At 68.3% G+C, this 17983-nt stretch carries 13 protein-coding genes; 5 read left to right on the top strand and 8 right to left on the bottom strand.

Annotated elements, in window-relative coordinates; translation table 11 throughout:
- Nucleotides 1-114 precede the first annotated feature (114 nt).
- The 3 genes from DTA15_RS34765 to DTA15_RS34760 form a co-directional block, all read right to left on the bottom strand.
- Nucleotides 115-1023 (bottom strand): NAD-dependent epimerase/dehydratase family protein, encoded by a 909-nt coding sequence (locus DTA15_RS34765; RefSeq protein WP_006483003.1) that lies wholly within the window; start codon nucleotides 1021-1023, stop codon nucleotides 115-117.
- A gap of 114 nt (nucleotides 1024-1137) precedes the next feature.
- Nucleotides 1138-1290, bottom strand: a complete 153-nt coding sequence (locus DTA15_RS38800) for a hypothetical protein (protein WP_006483014.1) — start codon at nucleotides 1288-1290, stop codon at nucleotides 1138-1140.
- 3 nt (nucleotides 1291-1293) lie between these two features.
- Nucleotides 1294-1710, bottom strand: coding sequence for a nuclear transport factor 2 family protein (locus DTA15_RS34760; protein ID WP_006483012.1), 417 nt, complete (start codon nucleotides 1708-1710; stop codon nucleotides 1294-1296).
- Between the two features lie 460 nt (nucleotides 1711-2170).
- On the opposite strand from DTA15_RS34760, the gene DTA15_RS34755 reads away from it, so the two are divergent.
- Nucleotides 2171-2380 carry a hypothetical protein gene (locus tag DTA15_RS34755; RefSeq protein WP_006483048.1) on the top strand — a complete coding sequence of 70 codons (210 nt, stop codon included), beginning with the start codon at nucleotides 2171-2173 and terminating at the stop codon, nucleotides 2378-2380.
- Nucleotides 2381-2644: 264 nt separating this feature from the next.
- Nucleotides 2645-4141 carry an FAD-dependent oxidoreductase gene (locus tag DTA15_RS34750; RefSeq protein ID WP_006483070.1) on the top strand — a complete coding sequence of 499 codons (1497 nt, stop codon included), beginning with the start codon at nucleotides 2645-2647 and terminating at the stop codon, nucleotides 4139-4141.
- 84 nt (nucleotides 4142-4225) lie between these two features.
- On the opposite strand, the gene DTA15_RS34745 is transcribed toward DTA15_RS34750, so the two are convergent.
- Entirely contained in the window at nucleotides 4226-5890 is a 1665-nt protein-coding gene (locus tag DTA15_RS34745; protein WP_006483058.1) for an acid phosphatase, read from the bottom strand.
- A 471-nt stretch (nucleotides 5891-6361) separates the two neighbouring features.
- Between DTA15_RS34745 and ftsH the strand changes: the two genes are divergently transcribed.
- Nucleotides 6362-8338 (top strand): ATP-dependent zinc metalloprotease FtsH, encoded by a 1977-nt coding sequence (gene ftsH, locus DTA15_RS34735; protein WP_006483069.1) that lies wholly within the window; start codon nucleotides 6362-6364, stop codon nucleotides 8336-8338.
- A 251-nt stretch (nucleotides 8339-8589) separates the two neighbouring features.
- On the opposite strand, the gene otsA is transcribed toward ftsH, so the two are convergent.
- A complete protein-coding gene (gene otsA / locus DTA15_RS34725; protein WP_006483013.1) occupies nucleotides 8590-9996 on the bottom strand; it encodes an alpha,alpha-trehalose-phosphate synthase (UDP-forming) in 1407 nt (468 codons plus the stop codon).
- 640 nt (nucleotides 9997-10636) lie between these two features.
- Nucleotides 10637-12256 carry a methyl-accepting chemotaxis protein gene (locus DTA15_RS34715; RefSeq protein WP_006483064.1) on the bottom strand — a complete coding sequence of 540 codons (1620 nt, stop codon included), beginning with the start codon at nucleotides 12254-12256 and terminating at the stop codon, nucleotides 10637-10639.
- Nucleotides 12257-12333: 77 nt separating this feature from the next.
- Between DTA15_RS34715 and DTA15_RS38795 the strand changes: the two genes are divergently transcribed.
- On the top strand, nucleotides 12334-12543 hold the full coding sequence (locus tag DTA15_RS38795; protein ID WP_124633885.1) for a hypothetical protein: 210 nt from the start codon (nucleotides 12334-12336) through the stop codon (nucleotides 12541-12543).
- Nucleotides 12544-12723: 180 nt separating this feature from the next.
- On the opposite strand, the gene DTA15_RS34710 is transcribed toward DTA15_RS38795, so the two are convergent.
- Complete coding sequence (locus tag DTA15_RS34710; protein ID WP_012493345.1) at nucleotides 12724-14808, bottom strand: TonB-dependent receptor; 2085 nt, start codon at nucleotides 14806-14808, stop codon at nucleotides 12724-12726.
- Nucleotides 14809-15220: 412 nt separating this feature from the next.
- Here DTA15_RS34710 and adhP point away from each other — a divergent pair, with 412 nt between their 5' ends.
- Nucleotides 15221-16249, top strand: coding sequence for an alcohol dehydrogenase AdhP (gene adhP / locus DTA15_RS34705; RefSeq protein ID WP_006483046.1), 1029 nt, complete (start codon nucleotides 15221-15223; stop codon nucleotides 16247-16249).
- A 70-nt stretch (nucleotides 16250-16319) separates the two neighbouring features.
- Here adhP and DTA15_RS34700 read toward each other — a convergent pair whose 3' ends face one another.
- Nucleotides 16320-17765, bottom strand: a complete 1446-nt coding sequence (locus DTA15_RS34700) for a sialidase family protein (RefSeq protein ID WP_006483052.1) — start codon at nucleotides 17763-17765, stop codon at nucleotides 16320-16322.
- Nucleotides 17766-17983 lie beyond the last annotated feature (218 nt).

The raw sequence follows: 17983 nt of genomic DNA, 5'->3' as shown, positions 1-17983 counted from the left end.
AGCGTATCGGCGGCTGACGCGATACGCATCGTTATCGACCCTGACGTCCCGCCGCCGGTGTTTGTTGCCGGCGGCGGGACGTTTTCGTATCCACGCCGTGCTTGACCCGTTCGCTCACCGCGCGCTGCAATGCGCGACGACTTCGTCGACCGCGCGCTGTACGTCGCCGCGCCGGTAGCGCAGCAGTGCGATATCCGCCGGATCGGGCTCGTACGACACGATGTTGCCACGCCCCGTGTAGATCGCGATGTCGGGCAGCAGCGGATGCTCCTGGTCGAGCGACGGCACGTCGCGCGGGTTGCCGGCCGCGCGGAAGAACGCGGCGAAGTAGTCGGCGAAGCTCAGGTTCTCGTCGCCGACGAGATAGGCCTTGCCGGCCTCGCCACGCTGCAGCGCGCCCCAGATCGCTTCCGACAGCGATTGCGTCGAGATGAAGTTGCTGCCGCCGGCCGGCCCGTACACCGGCAGTCCCGCCAACTGGCCCTTCGCATACCCCGTGTACGCGGCGAACATCTCGTTGCGCAACCCCGGCACCGACCCGACGACGAACGGCGCATTGACGCTGCACACCGCGAACGACGGCGTCGCGAGCGCGCGCACGCGCTCGTCGGCGAGATGGCGCGAGCGTACGTACGGCACGGTGTCGACGAGCGCCGGCGCGACCTGCGGGTAGAAGCTGCCGACCAGGACCGCACGCTTCACGCCCGCATCGCGTGCGAGTGCGAAGAAACGCGGCACCGCATCGACGTTCGCGCGTTCCCAGTGTGCGGCTTCGTCGGTGCCGGGCGGCAGATGGCGGATGTCGTTGCCGGCCGCGAACACGACCGCGTCGAACGGCGCGAGATCGTCGCGCGTGAAATTGCCGGCCACGTAGTCGCGTTGCAGCACGTCGAACTGCGCGAGCGCGCTGCCGGCCGCGGCCGGCTTGCGTGCGGCGAGCGTCACGTGATTGCCTTGCGCGTGCAGATGCAACGCGGCGTGGCCGCCGATGAGGCCCGTGCCGCCGACGATCAGGATCTTCATGGTGTCTCCGGTGGCGGCGCAAGGGCGCCGCGTGAAATGAACGGATGAAGCGGCAGGTGTGTCTGGCCGCTGCTCGGAAATCGAAGCCGTTGCCCGCGACGCATGGCAGTGGGTCTAGAAGCCGTTCGGGTCGCGATACCCGCTGACTGCCGCGAGTGAGTCACCGTCGACCTCCCGCATCGTGCCGGTGATCCGCGTCGCGAGCCCGCCGGCAAGGAACAGCGCGGCGCCTGCGATGCCGCCGGCGAAGCGAGCAGAAGCGCGCATCGTTCAGCCTTCCAGCGGCAGATCCTGCGACCAGTCGACGTGCAGCGTGCGCGCGGCGAAGCGCCACGTGCCGCCGTCGAACACGCAGCGGTCGCGATAGCGCAGCCCCCAGTCGAGCTTGCGCTTCACGCCGTCGCGCACGTACATGTGGCATGCGACGCCGTAGGTCTCGACATCGGCCTCGCCGCCGTCGAGCGTGACGAGCTGGTTGTGCACGTGATGCTGGGTCGCGTCGTAACGCTCGATCACGCGCATGCCGGCGACGATCGCGTCGCGGTCGTCGAAGCGGAAGCCGGGGCCGGCCAGCGTGGCGTCGGCGGTGAAGAGGGCGGTGAGGCGAGGCCAGTCGCGCCGGTCGACGGCCTGGGCGTAGCGGCACGCAAGCTCGTACAGCGCGTGGCGCGAATGCGAATCGGTCATGCAGTGCTCCCGTGGAAGAACGGAAAGAGTCGGTCGCGTCGCGTATGCGAACGCGGCGGCATTGCGACGTCGATGCGCAGGTTCGCACTGGACCGGTCGACCTTCATCACCCATACGGAGCAGGGCCGGGGTCGGGGAAAACACTGGGGACGGCCGGCGTGCGGCGTACGCGCGCGAGTCGATGGTGCGATGCGGTGACGAAGCAGGACATGCGTCTGACGATTGAAGCGACCGGTCGAGCAAGGCGTGTCACGTGATTGCCTGCCCCGCAGGCATGCGATGCCGTCGGTATCGATGCTGCGGCGCGACATGCGGCGCCCGGTCCGCTCAGCGTTTGCCCCTAGTCGAAACGGACGATGGCCGCCGGCCTGGCGCTGGCTACCGTGCAGTCATCCGGTGCGGCACGCGAGGCACGCCGGACACGAACCGCACCAGCGGCCAACCGGAGGGGACGACGATCATGAGACTGACGACTCGCAAGCTGTGCGTACTGGCGATGGGCACGTTCGCTGCCATGGCGATGGCGCGATACGGCGCGGACGAAGTCCCGTCGCCGCCGTATGCGGCCGGCATCCTGCAATGCCGCTCGGTCGATCCGAACGGGTTGCCGACCGGGTGCGTGCCGATCGATCCTTCGCACTTCGGTTTCGCTGCGCTGCGCGGCATGTGACGCCGGTGCGGGCTCGAACCGCGCAGGAAGGGCGCCATCGCGGCGCGATGGCGCGTGGACCGCTTTCGGCGAGCGCACGCGATACGACACGTGGCGTGTCGCATCAGGCAGCGTAGCCGGTCAGGTTTCATGTCGCCGGCGTTCCATCCGTGCCGCGCATGGGATTCGTATCGACCACGCTGCTTCGCGTCAGGCCGTCCACGCGGGCGGCCATCGCCGCGCCCGCAGCATCCCGCAGATTTCCTCCACGCCGATCCATTCGTCATGTCATTCGACTATTCCCTGACCCATCCCCTGAACCTGCGCGACGTGCACCGCTGGGACGCCGACCACGACGTCGTGATCGTCGGCTTCGGCGCGGCCGGCGCGTGTGCCGCGATCGAGGCCGCGAGCGCCGGCGCGGACACGCTGATCGTCGAGCGCGCGTCGAGCTACGGCGGCACGAGCGCGCTGTCGGGCGGCGAGATCTACCTCGGCGGCAGCGGCGGCACGCCCGCGCAGCGGCAGGCCGGCTTCACCGACGACACCGAGGACCTGTATCGCTACCTGATGCTCGCGGGCGGCCGCGACGCCGACGACGCGAAGGTGCGCCTCTATGCGAACGAGAGTCTGGCGCACCACGACTGGCTCGTCGCGCAGGGCGTGACGTACAAGAACACGTTCATCGCCGAGCGGATCGTCGAACCGGAAACGGACGACTGCCTGATCTGGTCGGGCAGCGAGGAAGCCTGGCCGTTCAGCGAGGCCGCGAAGCCGTGCCCGCGCGGCCACACGCCGCAATGGCCGGGCTGGGGCGGCGGGCAACTGCTGATGCGCGTGCTGGCCGAGCGTGTCGCGGCGCTCGGCGTGGCCACGCGCTACGACACGCGCGCGGTGGCGCTGATCGTCGACGACGGCGGCGCGGTACGCGGCGTCGTGCTGCGCGCGTATGGCGACACGGTGTTCGTGCGTGCGCGCCGTGCGGTGATCCTGTGCGCGGGCGGTTTCGCGATGAACCGCGACATGGTGCGCCGGCATGCGCCGCAGTTCCTGCGCTCGGACGAGCCGATCGGCAGCCCGGGCGACGACGGGTCGGGCATCCTGCTCGGCCAGAGCGCGGGCGGTGCGGCGATCCACATGGACGAGGGCTTCGTCAGCCTGCCGTTCTACGCGCCCGAAGCGCTGATCAAGGGCATTTTCGTGAACGCGCGCGGGCAGCGCTTCGTCAACGAGGACGGCTATCACGGCCGCACCGGCCATCATGCGTTCCATCAGGCCGACGATCGCATCTACCTGCTCGTCGATCACGCGACGTACCAGGAGCCGCCCGCCATCGCGCGAATCGGCATCGCGGCGGCCGGCGAAACCTGGGAGGAGGTCGAACGCGACCTGCGGATGCCGGCCGGCACGCTGACGGCGACCGTCGACGTCTACAACCGCCATGCGGCCGACGGCGTCGATCCGCTGTTCCACAAGGCGAAGCAGTGGCTGCAGCCGCTGATCGAGCCGCCGTTCGTCGCGCTCGATTGCCGGATCGACTACGCGTTCTATCCGCACTTCACGCTCGGTGGGCTCGATACGCTGCCCACCGGCCAGGTGCTCGATGCGACGCGTACGCCGGTGCCGGGGCTCTACGCAGCCGGTCGCACGACGTGCGGGCTGCCGCGCTGGGGCGCCGGATACAGTTCGGGGCTGTCATTGGCCGACGCGACGTTCTTCGGCCGACAGGCCGGCCGTCATGCGGCGCTGGCCGTGCGCGACGCAGTGCGCAGCGCCGCGTAGCGCCGCCGGGCCTGAAACGAACGACGCCCCGGACCATTCATCGGATGGCCCGGGGCGTCGTCGTTTGCGACGACCGGCTGGCGGTCAGCCGAGCTCGAGTGCGTTCGTCAGGTCGCCCGGCGGCGTCGCGCCGCGCGCGGCGAACGCGTTGTCGCGCAGGACCACGCCGTCGAGCGGCGCGAGCCCGTGCACGCGGCTGATGAAGCGCAGGATCGAGTTCGTGTCGTACAGCGTGTGATCGACGAAGCCCTTTTTCGCGAACGGCGAGATCACGAGCGCCGGAATCCGCGAGCCGGGGCCCCAGCGGTCGCCGACCGGCGGCGCGACGTGATCCCACCAGCCGCCGTTTTCGTCGTGCGTCATCACGATCACGGTGTTCTCCCATTGCGGGCCGCGCCGGATATGGTCGATCACGGTCGCGATGTGACGGTCGCCCGATTCGATGTCCGCATAGCCCGCGTGCATGTTCAGGTTGCCCTGCGGTTTGTAGAACGTGACGGCCGGCAGGCGGCCCGCGTCGATGTCGGCGATGAAGTGGTTGGTCGACGGCTCGTCGCCGAGCCCCGCGTCGCGCAGATGCTTGCGGCGCGCTTCGGTGCCCGGCGCGTAGTTCACGAAGTAGTTGAACGGCTGGTGGTGGTACTGGAAATCGGGCACCGTGCCCGTGTCGCGATGCTCGAGCGCGTACTGCCACGCGCCGCTGTACCACGCCCAGTCGATGTTCTTTTCCGACAGGCGATCGCCGATCGTCGCGTAGCCCTGCGGCGGCATCACGCGATGGTCGGCCGGGTCCGCATACGCGGCATTGCCCGGATCGGGCGGCGGCACGTAGCTCGGCTGGTACGGCGGGGCCATCGTGTTCACGCCGTAGCCGTCCGGCGTGAGCGGGCCGTCGACCGCGAATTTCGGCGGGCCGTCGAGCGCGGACGCGGGCGAATCGTCGGCGAGCTTCAGGCGCGTGCCGGCCGGATCGTCGCCTTCGACCTTCGACAGCAGCTTCGCCGCATGCGGATGCTTGTGCGCGTCCGGATACCGCGGCGGCTGCGCGGAAATCAGGAACATGTGGTTCATCCACGAACCGCCGAAGGCGGCCATGAAGAAGTTGTCGCACAGCGTGTATTGCCGTGCGAGATTCCACAGCCGCAGCGTGTCGGCCGAATTGCGGTAATGGCCCATCACGAGGCCGCCCGAATCGGCCCACGCGGCGAACTGGTTGTTGCGGCCGCCGGCGATCTGCATCTGGTTCTGGTAGAAGCGGTGCCACAGGTCGCGCGTGATCACGCCGTTCGGCAGCGGCTTGCCCTGCGCATCGGTAATCCGGAACGGCGCGTTCGGCAGCTTGTCGATGTCGCGCTCGGCGATCGCGTAGCGCTTGCCGTCCACTTCCTGCGCCTGCGGCACGAGCCCGCCCCAGATCTTCGGCAGCACCGGCAGCGGCGTCTTGCCGTCGCGGTCGAGCTGCTGCGCATGCTCGGGCCGCACTTCGCTCAGCGGATAACGGACACCCGGGAAATCGCCGTACAGGTTCGCGAAGCTGCGGTTTTCCGCATAGATCACGACGATGTGGCGCACGCGCTGGCGCAACGCCTCGTCGATGCGCAGGTCGGCGGCCGAACGCGGCGCGTTGCCCGCGGTGGTTTCGCAGCCGGCGAGCGCGACACCGGCGCCGAGCGCGGCGAGGCCGCCGAGTAAGCGGCGGCGGTCGGGATCGGCGGGAAGGTCGTCGGGGCGATCAGGGGTGTCGTTCACGTCGTGGGCTCCTCGGGTGGGCGGGTGGGCGGGTCGTTCGATGCGCGCCCGGCGGCCGCGCGGGCTGCGGCGAATGCGGCGCGGGATGCAACGGCCGGCATCGCGCGCGGCGGCACGATGCGACTGTCACAAAAATGTCATGAACGCGACTATAGCGCGGCAAGGGGGCGGATGAAAGCCGTTTGTCGGACGATTCGACGCTTGCGCCGCGAGCGCTGCGCGACGTCCACGCGCGAACTAGACTGGAATCAGGGGCGGCGCGTCGCGGCGCGCCGCCCGGGCGAGGATCGCCCGGCGACGCCGGCCCACGGGTTGCCGAGGCGGCATCGATGCGACGAACGACGCGAGACAGCGAGGCGACGATGACGTGGATGCATGGCGTTTTCGCATGGCTGCCGCGGCCGCGTACCGGTTGCGCGCGCGTGCCGGCGTGAGCGCACGCCGTGCAGCAGATACGGCCGGCCCGATGCCATGGACAGGAAATTCGACTACCCGGGATTGCTGATCGCGGCGGGCTTCTTCGTGCTGTTCGCCGCGCAGTTGCTGATGCTGCATCCGACGTCGACACCGATCGCATACAGCGATTTCCACCGGCTCGTCGCCGCGCGGCTGGTCGACGATCTCGAGGTCGGCCCCGCGTCGATCTCGGGCACGCTGAAGATGCCGCAGGCCGGCACGCTGCTGCCGGCGTCCGACGCCGCGGTCGTGCAGCAGGCCGGCACACCGTGGCGCTTCACGACCAGCCGCGTGACCGACGAACACCTGATCGACATGCTGACCGCCGCCGGCATCCGCTATCACGGCACGCCCGACACCGGCTGGATCGCGTCGCTCGCATCGTGGCTGCTGCCGCTCATGCTGCTCGTGTTCGTGTGGAACATGATGCTGCGCAAGCGCGGCGGGCTGCAGGACTTCACCGGGATGGGCAAGAGCCGGGCGCGCGTGTACGTGCAGCAGGAAACCGGCATCACGTTCGACGACATCGCCGGCATCGACGAAGCGAAGGCCGAACTGCAGCAGCTCGTCGCGTTCCTGCGCAACCCCGATCGCTACCAGCGGCTCGGCGGCAAGATCCCGAAAGGCGTGCTCGTCGTCGGCGCGCCCGGCACCGGCAAGACGCTGCTCGCGCGCGCGGTGGCCGGCGAGGCGGCCGTGCCGTTCTTCTCGATCAGCGGCTCGGCGTTCGTCGAGATGTTCGTCGGCGTGGGCGCCGCGCGCGTGCGCGACCTGTTCGAGCAGGCGCAGCAGAAGGCGCCGTGCATCGTGTTCGTCGACGAGCTCGATGCGCTCGGCAAGGTGCGCGGCGTCGGCCCGATGTCGGGCAACGACGAGCGCGAACAGACGCTCAATCAATTGCTGGTCGAGATGGACGGCTTCCAGGCCGGCTCCGGCGTGATCATCATGGCCGCGACCAACCGGCCCGAGATCCTCGATCCCGCGCTGCTGCGGCCGGGCCGTTTCGATCGCCACATCGCGATCGACCGGCCCGACGTGAACGGCCGCCGCCAGATCCTCGGCGTGCACGTGAAGCGCGTGAAGCTCGCGGCCGACGTCGATCTCGGCGAGCTTGCGTCGCGCACGCCGGGCTTCGTCGGCGCCGATCTCGCGAACGTCGTCAACGAGGCCGCGCTGCATGCGGCCGAACTTGGCAAGCCGGCGATCGGCATGGCCGATTTCGACGAAGCGATCGACCGCGCGCTGACGGGCCTCGAGCGCAAGAGCCGCGTGATGAACGAGCAGGAGAAGCTGACGATCGCATATCACGAAGCCGGCCACGCGCTCGTCGCGGAAAGCCGCGCGCATTGCGACCCGGTGAAGAAGGTGTCGATCATTCCGCGCGGTGTCGCCGCACTCGGCTACACGCAGCAGGTGCCGACCGAGGATCGCTACGTCCTGCGGCGCAGCGAGTTGCTCGACCGGATCGACGCACTGCTCGGCGGGCGCGTGGCGGAAGAACTCGTGTTCGGCGATGTGTCGACCGGCGCGCAGAACGACCTCGAACGCGCGACCGCGATGGCGCGCCACATGGTCATGCAATACGGAATGAGCGAGAAGATCGGGCTCGCGACGTTCGACGACGGCGACGCGCGCCAGGGCATGCCGGGCGCATGGCATGGCGCCGACGGCCGCTGCAGCGAGCATACCGCGCGCATGATCGACGACGAGGTGCGCACGCTGCTGACCGATGCGCATGTGCGCGTCGCGGCGACGCTCGGCGAACGGCGCGACGCGCTCGAACGCATCGCGCGACGGCTGCTGCAATGCGAGGTGCTCGAGCGCGACGCGCTGCAGGCGCTGATCGACGGGCGCATCGAACCGTCGTCGGCCACGTCGGCGTCGCCCGGTGACGATGCCGGCGCGCGCGGCGGTGCGATCGAAACGGAGCAGGCGTCGGCGGTCGAGCGCGATTTCGTCGCGTACGGCCGGCCGCATGAACACGATCGCTGAAGCCGCCGCGTGGCGTTTGCGCTGGAGCGGCAGCACGTCGATCCGCAGCCGGACACCGCGCATGTCGATGTCGATATGGTGCGGAACGAAGCGGGCAGGGTGCGCGTGGGCGCGATGGCCGTGCGCCGGTCGGTCCGCCGGACCTGGGCCGGCCTCGCGGCCGCGACGCGCGCGCATCCCGATTTCGGTCGACGCGTGCGATGCAAACGGCGTCGTGCTCGAATGCGCGACGACCGGCGCGTGAGCGCGCGTCAGGATTCGGCCGCGGCCGCCACTTCGGCCGCTTCGGTGAGCGCTTCGAGAAAGCGCGTGCGCCACCAGTGCACGTCGGTCTTGCGCATGATCGCCATCAGCGCCGCGTGACGCTGGCGGCGCTCTTCGAGCGGCATCGTGAGCGCGCGCTGGATCGCCTGCGCGGTGCCCTGCGTGTCGTACGGATTGACGAGCAGCGCCGACTTCAGTTGCTCGGCCGCGCCCGCGAAACGCGACAGCACGAGCACGCCGGGGTCGGCCGCGTCCTGCGCGGCGAGGAACTCTTTCGCGACGAGGTTCATCCCGTCGCGCAGCGGCGTGACGAGCGCGACCCGGCTTGCGCGGTAGAGGCCCGGCAGGCGCTTGCGCGCGACGGTGCGGTGGATGTAGCGCATCGGCATCCATTCGAGCTCGCCGTAGTCGCCGTTGATCGCGCCGCACAGGCTGTCCATCTCGCGCCGCAGGTCGTCGTACGCGCCGAGATCCTCGCGGCTCGGCGCGGCGATCTGGATCAGCGTCGCGCGGTCGCGGTTCTCCGGATACTGTTCGAGCAGCTGGCGGAACGCATGCACGCGCTGCGGCAGCCCTTTCGTGTAATCGAGCCGGTCGACGCCGACCAGCAACTGGCGGCGCGAATATTCGTCGCGCATCCGCTCGAACATGTCGAGGCCGTCGCGATCGCGCGCGAGCGACTCGAACTCGTCGACGTTGATGCCGATCGGGAACGCGCCGGCCGACAGCGTGCGGCCGAACGCGCGCAGCCGGCCGTCCGGCAACCGCGCCGCGCCGGCTTCCGCCTCGACGTAATGCTCGAAGTGCAGCAGATCCGATTCGGTCTGGAAGCCGACGAGGTCATACGCGAACAGCGAGCGCATCAGCCATTCGTGTTCCGGGATCGCGGCCATGATCGGCGGCGGCGGCATCGGGATGTGCAGGAAGAAGCCGATCGGATTCGTGCACCCCATCGCGCGCAGCTCGGCGGCGAGCGGAATCAGCTGGTAGTCGTGCACCCAGATGACGTCGTCGGGCCGCAGCAGCGTGCTCAGCTTGCGCGCGAACAGCTGGTTCACGCGCCGGTAACCGTCGGCGAAGCGTCGATCGAACTGCGCGAGGTCGAGCCGATAGTGAAACACCGGCCACAGCACGTTGTTCGAGTAGCCGAGGTAGTAAGCGTCGTAATCCTGCGGATCGAGATCGATCGTCGCGAGCTGGATGCCGCCGACGTTCTGGATCTGCACGTCGTCGCCCCGCGCGGCCTGATCGTCGCCGCCGCGTAGCCTGCCGCTCCAGCCGAACCAGACGCCGCCGGTTTCCTGCAGGCTGTCCTTCACGGCGACGGCGAGGCCGCCGGCCGCGGCTTTACGGGGATCTGCGATGCGATTGGATACGACGACGAGTCGGCTCACCAGCTCTCCTGACGATTGTTGGGGGAAGGTTCGTGCGGCCAAGGCGCGAGAGGCAGACGCCGCCATCGGCGCGCGCTGCGCGATACGATGGGGCCGCATGGCGATCGGACGGGAGTCAGGGCATGCGATTCGCCGTCCGGTCGAGAAGTGCTTTTTTAGGATACTCGTCATTCGTGCGTTTTAAAAGTCTGTATCGACGGACGAGGTGGACCCGCCTGTCGCGCGGTATCGGTGACGACGGCACGGCAACGCGCGATGCGGGAGCGGGACCGAAACTTGCGCACGGCTGCGGACGCAATGTGTGCAAGGCCAGGCGGCGCGTGGCGCGCATGGCGGGCGATTTTGTCGGCGATCCATGTGCGCGCATGACGGCACGCGAATCGGCGGCACTGACCTTCGATGCGGAATGCGGCTGTGCTGCGCGGCGTGTCGGCCTACACGCGCGCGTGCCGGAAACGCGTCGCACGCAGCGGCGATGCGCGTCGCCATGCATGCGTACTTCCGGACGCGTTATCGGGTGACGACGACGCGCTGCCGCATCGCGTGCCGCGCGTGGCCGCGCATCGTCCGGTGCGCGCCAGCGCGGCGCACGCGCACAAGCGAAACAGCGTGCGCATCGCCGTCTCGTTCGCGACCGCCGTTACGCGGCAGCCGGCTGCCAGTGACGCGGGCCGGCTTCCTGCGCATGCGCGCCGGGCGACGCGCCATGTGCGCCGGACGGCATCCGGAACGCGGCGACCGTTTCGGACAACTCGCGGCCCTGCGCCTCGAGCGACTTCGACGCGGCCGCCGCCTGCTCGACGAGCGCCGCGTTCTGCTGCGTCGTCTCGTCCATCTGCGTGATCGTCAGGTTCACCTGGTCGATGCCGCGGCTCTGCTCGGCCGACGCGGCCGCGATCTCGCCCATGATGTCCGTCACGCGCGCCACGGCCTGCGTGACGTCGGACATCGTCTTGCCGGCTTCGCCCGCGAGCGCCGAGCCGTCGCGGATCGTCTGTACCGACGCGGTGATCAGTTCCTTGATTTCCTTGGCCGCCGTCGACGAGCGCTGCGCGAGATTGCGCACCTCGCTCGCGACGACCGCGAAGCCGCGGCCCTGTTCGCCCGCGCGCGCGGCTTCGACCGCCGCGTTGAGCGCGAGGATGTTGGTCTGGAACGCGATGCCTTCGATGATGCCCGTGATGTCGGCGATCTTCGACGAGCTGTGGCCGATCTCCGTCATCGTGTCGACCACGCGGCCGACCACCGAGCTGCCGCGGTGCGCGACGTCCGACGCATTCGCGGCGAGCGTGCTCGCCTGTTGCGCGTTTTCCGCGTTCAGGCGCACCGTCGACGTGAATTCCTCCATCGTCGCCGCGGTTTCCTGCAGCGACGCGGCCTGTTCCTCGGTGCGCTGGCTCAGGTCGAGGTTGCCCGACGCGATCTCGCTGACGGCGTGCGCGATGCTGTTCGACGAGTCGCGTACACGGCCGACGATGCCGATCAGCCGTTCGTTCATCGTCCGCAGCGCGTCGAGCAGGTCGCGCGTTTCGTCGTTGCCGCGCACCTCGATGTGGCTGCCGAGATCGCCGTTCGCCACCGTGCGCGCGACGTCCACGGCCGCGCTGATCGGCACCGTGATCTTGCGGGTCAGCCACAGGCCGCCGCAGGCGGCGATCGCGACGGCGATCAGGCAGATGCCGGCCAGCAGGTTGCGCTCGACCGTGTAGCGATCCGCGAAGGCCTGCGCGATCTCGGTTTCGCGTTCGTGCGTATAAGTCGCATAGGCGTCGGTCGCCCGCACCAGTTGCGCGAGCAACGGGCGGCAATTGTCGTCGATGTCGGCGATTGCCTCGTCCTTCTTGCCCGCCTGCGCGAGCCCGACGATGCGCAGTGCAACGGGCCCGTAGCGGGTTTCGATGCGCACGATGTCGGCCACCAGTTCGCGTGCGCGATCGGAGGTGTCGGTCGCGTTCGCCATGAGTTCCTTGAGCTTCGCGAGATGGTCCTGCACGTCCTTGTGCGCGCGGTTCACCTCGGCCAGCTCGGCCTCGACGTCGGCCGGCCGGGTGACGAGCACGAGGTTGCGCGCGGCGATCGCGCGCCGGTCGACCGCGGTGCGGATGTGCGCGGACAGGTTCGCCCGTGCGTTGATGCCGTTCATGTAGCGTGAAAACTCGGCGTTCGTGTCGGACAGTGCCTTGAGAGCCATGCCCGACACGATCACGACGACTGCGGCGAGCAGGCCGAAGCCGCCGAGGAGTTTCGTTTTGATGCTCATTCTGGCGATTTTCACGTTTGGGCCCCCGTGCGTGTGGTTGGCAAATGGAATTTATTAGTTCGACCAGATACGGGCTCGTGCCGGCTTTAACGGGTATTCGCGATGATTCTTTACCCTTCGAAAACCCTGATATTCGTTTTTCGAGTGATGAAAGCCTTGTCGCTCGGGCATTCTTGATCCCGATCAATAAGCTGCCGGGAGGGCATTTATTCAATGCGTTATGCGGGGGATTTGAAACCGGTTTTACTGATAAAACAAAAACCATCTTCTTTATAATAATTGTCTGATGATTTCTTTCTGATTTACCGGTGAATAACGGAATTTCGTTGCGGATGAATTGGGGTGCGATCCGGCGTGCGTTTCAATGCGAAACGATGCGATCGATTGACGGATAAATGGAAAGGCGCGGGCGGTTCGGGGGCGCGCCGGCAAAAGGCTCGCGGCGGGCGCCGCGAGCCGTGCGAGGGTCAGAACGTGGTGCGCAATCCGGCCATCACGCTGCGGCCGCCTTGCGGGGCGAAGCCGCGCACGACCGACGTCGAGTAGCGAATTTCCTGGTTCGTCAGGTTGTCGCCGCGCAGGTACGCGAGCCAGTGCGTCGGGCCGACGCGGAACTTGTACGTCAGCATCACGCCGAGCGACGTATAGCCGTCCGTCGAGAAGTCGTCGTCGGGCACGCGATGCTGCGACCACGCATGCGTGACCTGCGCGCGCGCGCCGAACGGGCCGTAACCGTAGTCGGCCGCGAGCGTCGCGCGCAGCGGCGCGATGCGCGGCAGCGGCTGGCCCGTGTCGACGTTGCGCGCGTGCGTGTAGTCGGCCGTCAGTTCGAGATCGACCGTGTGGCCGCGCCGCGAGAATGCCCGCCACTTGCCGTCCAGCTCGATGCCGTAGAACTCCGCGCGCACGCCGCGGTAGATCGCCTCGTTGAGCGAGCCGTCGGTGCCGGGCGCGACCGGTTCGCCGTCGTCGTCCACGACGCGGCCGGTGTTGTACTCGGTCAGGTAGTTCGAGAAGCGGTTGTAGAACACGCCGACGCTGCCGCGGTTCGGCCCGCTCGCATAGCGCAGCGACAGGTCGGTCGACACGGCCTTTTCCTTCGACGCGTTCGGGTTGCCGATCAGGAACTGGCCGGTCGCATCGTGCGGGCCGTTCGAATACAGCTCGTAGAAGGTCGGCGCGCGTTCGGTGTAGGCGACGTTCGCCGCGATCGACCAGACCGGCGTCAGCGTGAACAGCGCGCCGGCCGACAGGCTGCCCGCGTTGAAGTCGCGCGGCTGCGCGCCCGCGAATTTCTCGACGCCGGCCGGATCGGGATCGACCTTCACATGCTCGAAGCGGCCGCCGAGGCTCAGCTTCAGCGCCGGGACCACCTGCCATTCCTCGAGGCCGAACAGCGCGACGCTGTTGGTGCGCGTGGACGGCACGAGCATTTCGTCGCCGAGCGCCGAGAACGTGTTCTGGCCGAACTGCACGCCGATCGCGCCTTCGAACGGCCCGATCTTGCGATGGCGCGCCTCGATGCGCGCCTCGTAGCCGCGATTGCGGAAGGTGGTCGCCGTCTCGCCGTTGTCGATTTCCTTGTGACGGTAGTCGGTGTACGCGAAATCGAATTTCAGCGTCGTGAACGGCCCGCTCAGGTTGCGCACCTCGGACGCGAGCGCGAGGCGTTCCTGACGCATCCGCAGCCGCACGTCGCTTTCCGCGACCGAGCCATAGTTCGATTCGTAGCCGCTGTACGACAGGCCTGCGAAACCGTCCGCCCACGTGTACGACGCGCCGACCGCACCGCCGTGCACGCGGCCGTCGCTGTTAGGCACGTTGCCTTCCGGTTGCGGCGTGTCGGGACCGTCGATCGCGCGTTGCTGGCTGCTGCGCGCGTAGCCGGGAATCCGCAGCTTGCTCGTTTCGCGATCGAACGCGTCGACGTGGAATGCGAAGCGGCCGTTGCCGCCTTCGACCTGCGCGGCGCCGGCACGCACGGAATTCGCGCCGCCGTAGCGCGCGTCGAGCGCGCCGGTCACGCCCTGGATCGCTTCGCGCGGAATCCGGTTGTCGATCGTGTTGACCACGCCGCCCACCGCGTTGCCGCCGTACAACAGCGCGGCCGGCCCGCGCACGATTTCGACGCGCTCGATCGACAGCGGATCCTGCGGCACCGCATGGTCGTACGACAGCGACGACGCGTCATAGGCCGCGACGCCGTTCTGCAGCAGCCGGATCCGGTCGCCGTCCATCCCGCGGATGATCGGCCGGCCGACCATCGGCCCGTAGGTGGTGGTCGACACGCCAGGCAGCCCGTTGAGCGTTTCGCCGAGCGAATCGGCCTGGCGGCGTGTCAGCGCATCGCCGGAGAGCTGGACGGTCGGGGCGATCAGTTCGGTGTCGCCGAGCGGGTTCGCGGTCACGAAGATCGGTGCAAGCGGCGCGGATGCGTTGGCGGGCGTGCCGGACGCGCCCGGTGCATCGGTCTGCGCGTGGGCGACGGCGGCGAACAGCATCAGCGACAGGGACGAGAGCGGGCGAAGCGGTAAGCGAGGGAGGTCGCGCATGGTCGGTGAATCGGTTGGAATCGGATCGGATAACGAGCGATGCGGGTCACCACCGGATACGATATATTGTTGCGTCCATGACGCGCAATGACCCGTTGGAACATGGCTCGGCGAGGCTCGGCCACCGGGTCGGGACGGCGTCAGGCGGACGAGCACGCGAGATGATATGTTATATCATGTCAAATTCCAAGCCGAATGGCGGGATCTCGTCGGGTTTCCGTCGGAGCGGTGAAAGGGTGGCGCGAGCGGCGGGGCGGCGAGCGATCGACGGCTCGAGCTTTCACGTCGAACGATGCCGATCGTGGCGCGTCGGGTCGATTGCTGCATCCGTTCCGATGCGTTGACGCGTATCAACGTGCTCCGATTCCGGAACCGGATACTGAGTCGCTCATCGACCAGACAGGAGCGACGCATGACCCAGACCATGAAAGCGGCCGTGGTACACGCGTTCGGCGCGCCGTTGCGCATCGAGGAAGTGCCGATTCCGGCACCGGGGCCCGGCCAGATTCTCGTCAACATCAAGGCGTCGGGTGTTTGCCATACCGATCTGCACGCGGCCGACGGCGACTGGCCCGTCAAGCCGTCGCTGCCGTTCATCCCGGGCCATGAAGGCGTGGGGATCGTCGCGGCGGTCGGCGCGGGCGTCACGCACGTGCGCGAGGGCGATCGCGTCGGCGTGCCGTGGCTCTATACGGCCTGCGGCCATTGCGAGTACTGCTGCACGGGCTGGGAAACGCTCTGCCACGGTCAGCAGAACACCGGCTATTCGGTGAACGGCAGCTACGCGGAATACGTGCTGGCCGATCCCGACTACGTCGGCCAGTTGCCCGCGCAGGTCGCGTTCGACGAGATCGCGCCGATCCTGTGCGCGGGCGTCACGGTCTACAAGGGCATTCGCGTCACCGACACGCGCCCGGGCCAGTGGCTCGCGATTTCCGGCATCGGCGGCCTCGGGCACGTGGCCGTGCAGTATGCGCGGGCGATGGGCCTGCACGTCGCGGCCATCGACATTTCCCCCGACAAGCTCGCGCTGGCGCGGCAACTGGGCGCGCACCTGACGATCGACGCGTCGATCGACGACCCCGCAACAGTGATCCAGAAGGAAATCGGCGGCGCGCACGGCGTGCTCGTCACGGCCGTGTCGCGCAGCGCGTTCGCGCAGGCGCTCGGGATGGTCCGGCGCGGCGGCACGGTGGCGCTCAACGGTTTGCCGCCGGGCGATTTCCCGCTGCCGATCTTCTCGACCGTGCTGAACGGCATCACCGTGCGCGGGTCGATCGTCGGCACGCGGCGCGATCTGCAGGAATCGCTCGATTTCGCGGCGGACGGCCTGGTGCGCGCGCACATCCACCGCGACCGGCTCGGCAACATCAACGACGTATTCGCGAAGCTGCGGGAAGGGAAGGTCGACGGGCGCATCGTGCTGACCGACATGCATTGAGGCGCGGGACCTGCGCCCGCCGCCGCGCGACGCATGGCGGCGGGGCGGCGGCGAGATGGTCGGGCTCGCGTTACGGCGCGAAGAACACGTCGGTGCGGTTCGTCAGGTTGCCCGCGTTGGTCTGCACGAAGAACGGATGGAACGACGACGACGGAAGGACGTCGAGCCCCTGGTAGTCGCCGATGAAGAACCCTTCGGCATTGGGCGCGAGCTTCATGTCGAACGGGCCGCCGACGCGCCGCTCGTCGGCGAACGTGGCGCCGCCGTCGTGCGAGATCTTGCGCCAGAAGCCGGTCGGCAGCGTCGTCGTGTTGCCGGCCTGCAGGTCGCGGAAGTCGTAGTGCGTGACCATCACCGCACCCGTGTTGTCGACGCGCACCGACGGATTGAACGCCGGGCGTCCGGTCGGCGTGTTCACCTGTTGCGGCGCGCTCCAGGTCGCGCCGCCGTCCTTCGACGTCGATAGCGCGATCTCGTCGTATGCGCCGCCGTTGAAGCGGCTGTCCTGCCACACGACATAGAGTTGCCCGGATGCGGGATCGATCGCGGGTTCCGGAATGATGTCGCCGGTGCGCACGGGTTCGCCGGTGTTCGGATCCGTGACGCCGACCGTCTGCAGTCCGGCGATCACCTGCGGCTTGGTCCACGTCGCACCGTCGTCGGTCGACTTGATGAACGCGACCTTGCCGGCCGCCTTGCTGAACGGCGGCTGGATCAGGTCGAAGAAATCGTAGAGCGTGCCGCTCTTCGGATCGACGACGATCTGGTTGCCGATCGTCTGCTGGCGCGACGGCACGTCGACGATGACCTTCGCGGCGCTCCACGTCTTGCCGCCGTCGGTCGTCTTCGAGAACAGCGTCGGCCCGCGGTACGCCTTCGTGTGCAGGTTCGCGTACGGATTGCCGTTCGGCAGCTCGAGACGGTCCCATACCGCGTACGCGGTGCCGGCCTTCACCGGGTTGGCGGTCACCGATTCCTTGTCGTTGAAGAACTGCGTCGTCGGTTCGTCGTTCGCGATCAGCACGGCCGGGCTGCTCCACGTTTGCCCACCATCGGTCGAGACCGACGCGCCGACCGCGTTGGCGTTGTTCGACTGGTTGAACGAGATCGATACCGAATACGCGGTGCCGTCCGGCCCGAACGATACCCACGGATCGGACGCGCGCTCGTATTTCAGTCCGCCCGGCGCGCATGCGCTGAACGGCTGCGGCGTGCGCGCCCAGGTCGCGCCGGCGTCGAACGTGTAGCCGGCGACGAGCCCGTGGGCGCCGCCGTTCGACCAGCGGTCCTGCTGCCACACGCCGATCATGTTGTTCGGGTTCGCCGGGTTGACCGCGAGCCACGGTTCGACTTCTGCATTCACGTAGTTGGTGCCCGGGCCGCCGATGGTGCACGCGGCGAACGGGCTGGGGCCGGAGACGACGACGGGTTCGGCGTGCGCCGCGGCAGCGGCGGCCAGCGCCATCGCGGCGGACAGGCGGGTGACAAGCGGATGGGACACGATCATGCGTCGCATGGACGACTCCTCGGTGAGGGGCGAATGCGATGGCGGGGCACGACGAGACAACGCGAGCCGGGGCGCGGCAATCATGCCGCGTGTCGTTGCGTGCCGTTCAGCATGCCGTTTCAGTCATCGCAATCCGCGTGCGCTGGATGCCGCCAGCGCTTCGGTTAAGACTCCTCTTCTTTTCATTGCTTGTCGGGTGTGTCTGCGATGTCGACCCGACGGGAAAG

This window comes from Burkholderia cenocepacia (genome assembly GCF_900446215.1).
Lineage (GTDB): Bacteria > Pseudomonadota > Gammaproteobacteria > Burkholderiales > Burkholderiaceae > Burkholderia > Burkholderia cenocepacia.
Note: the sequence above shows the minus strand (reverse complement) of the source record. Positions and strands in the feature narration are given on the sequence as shown.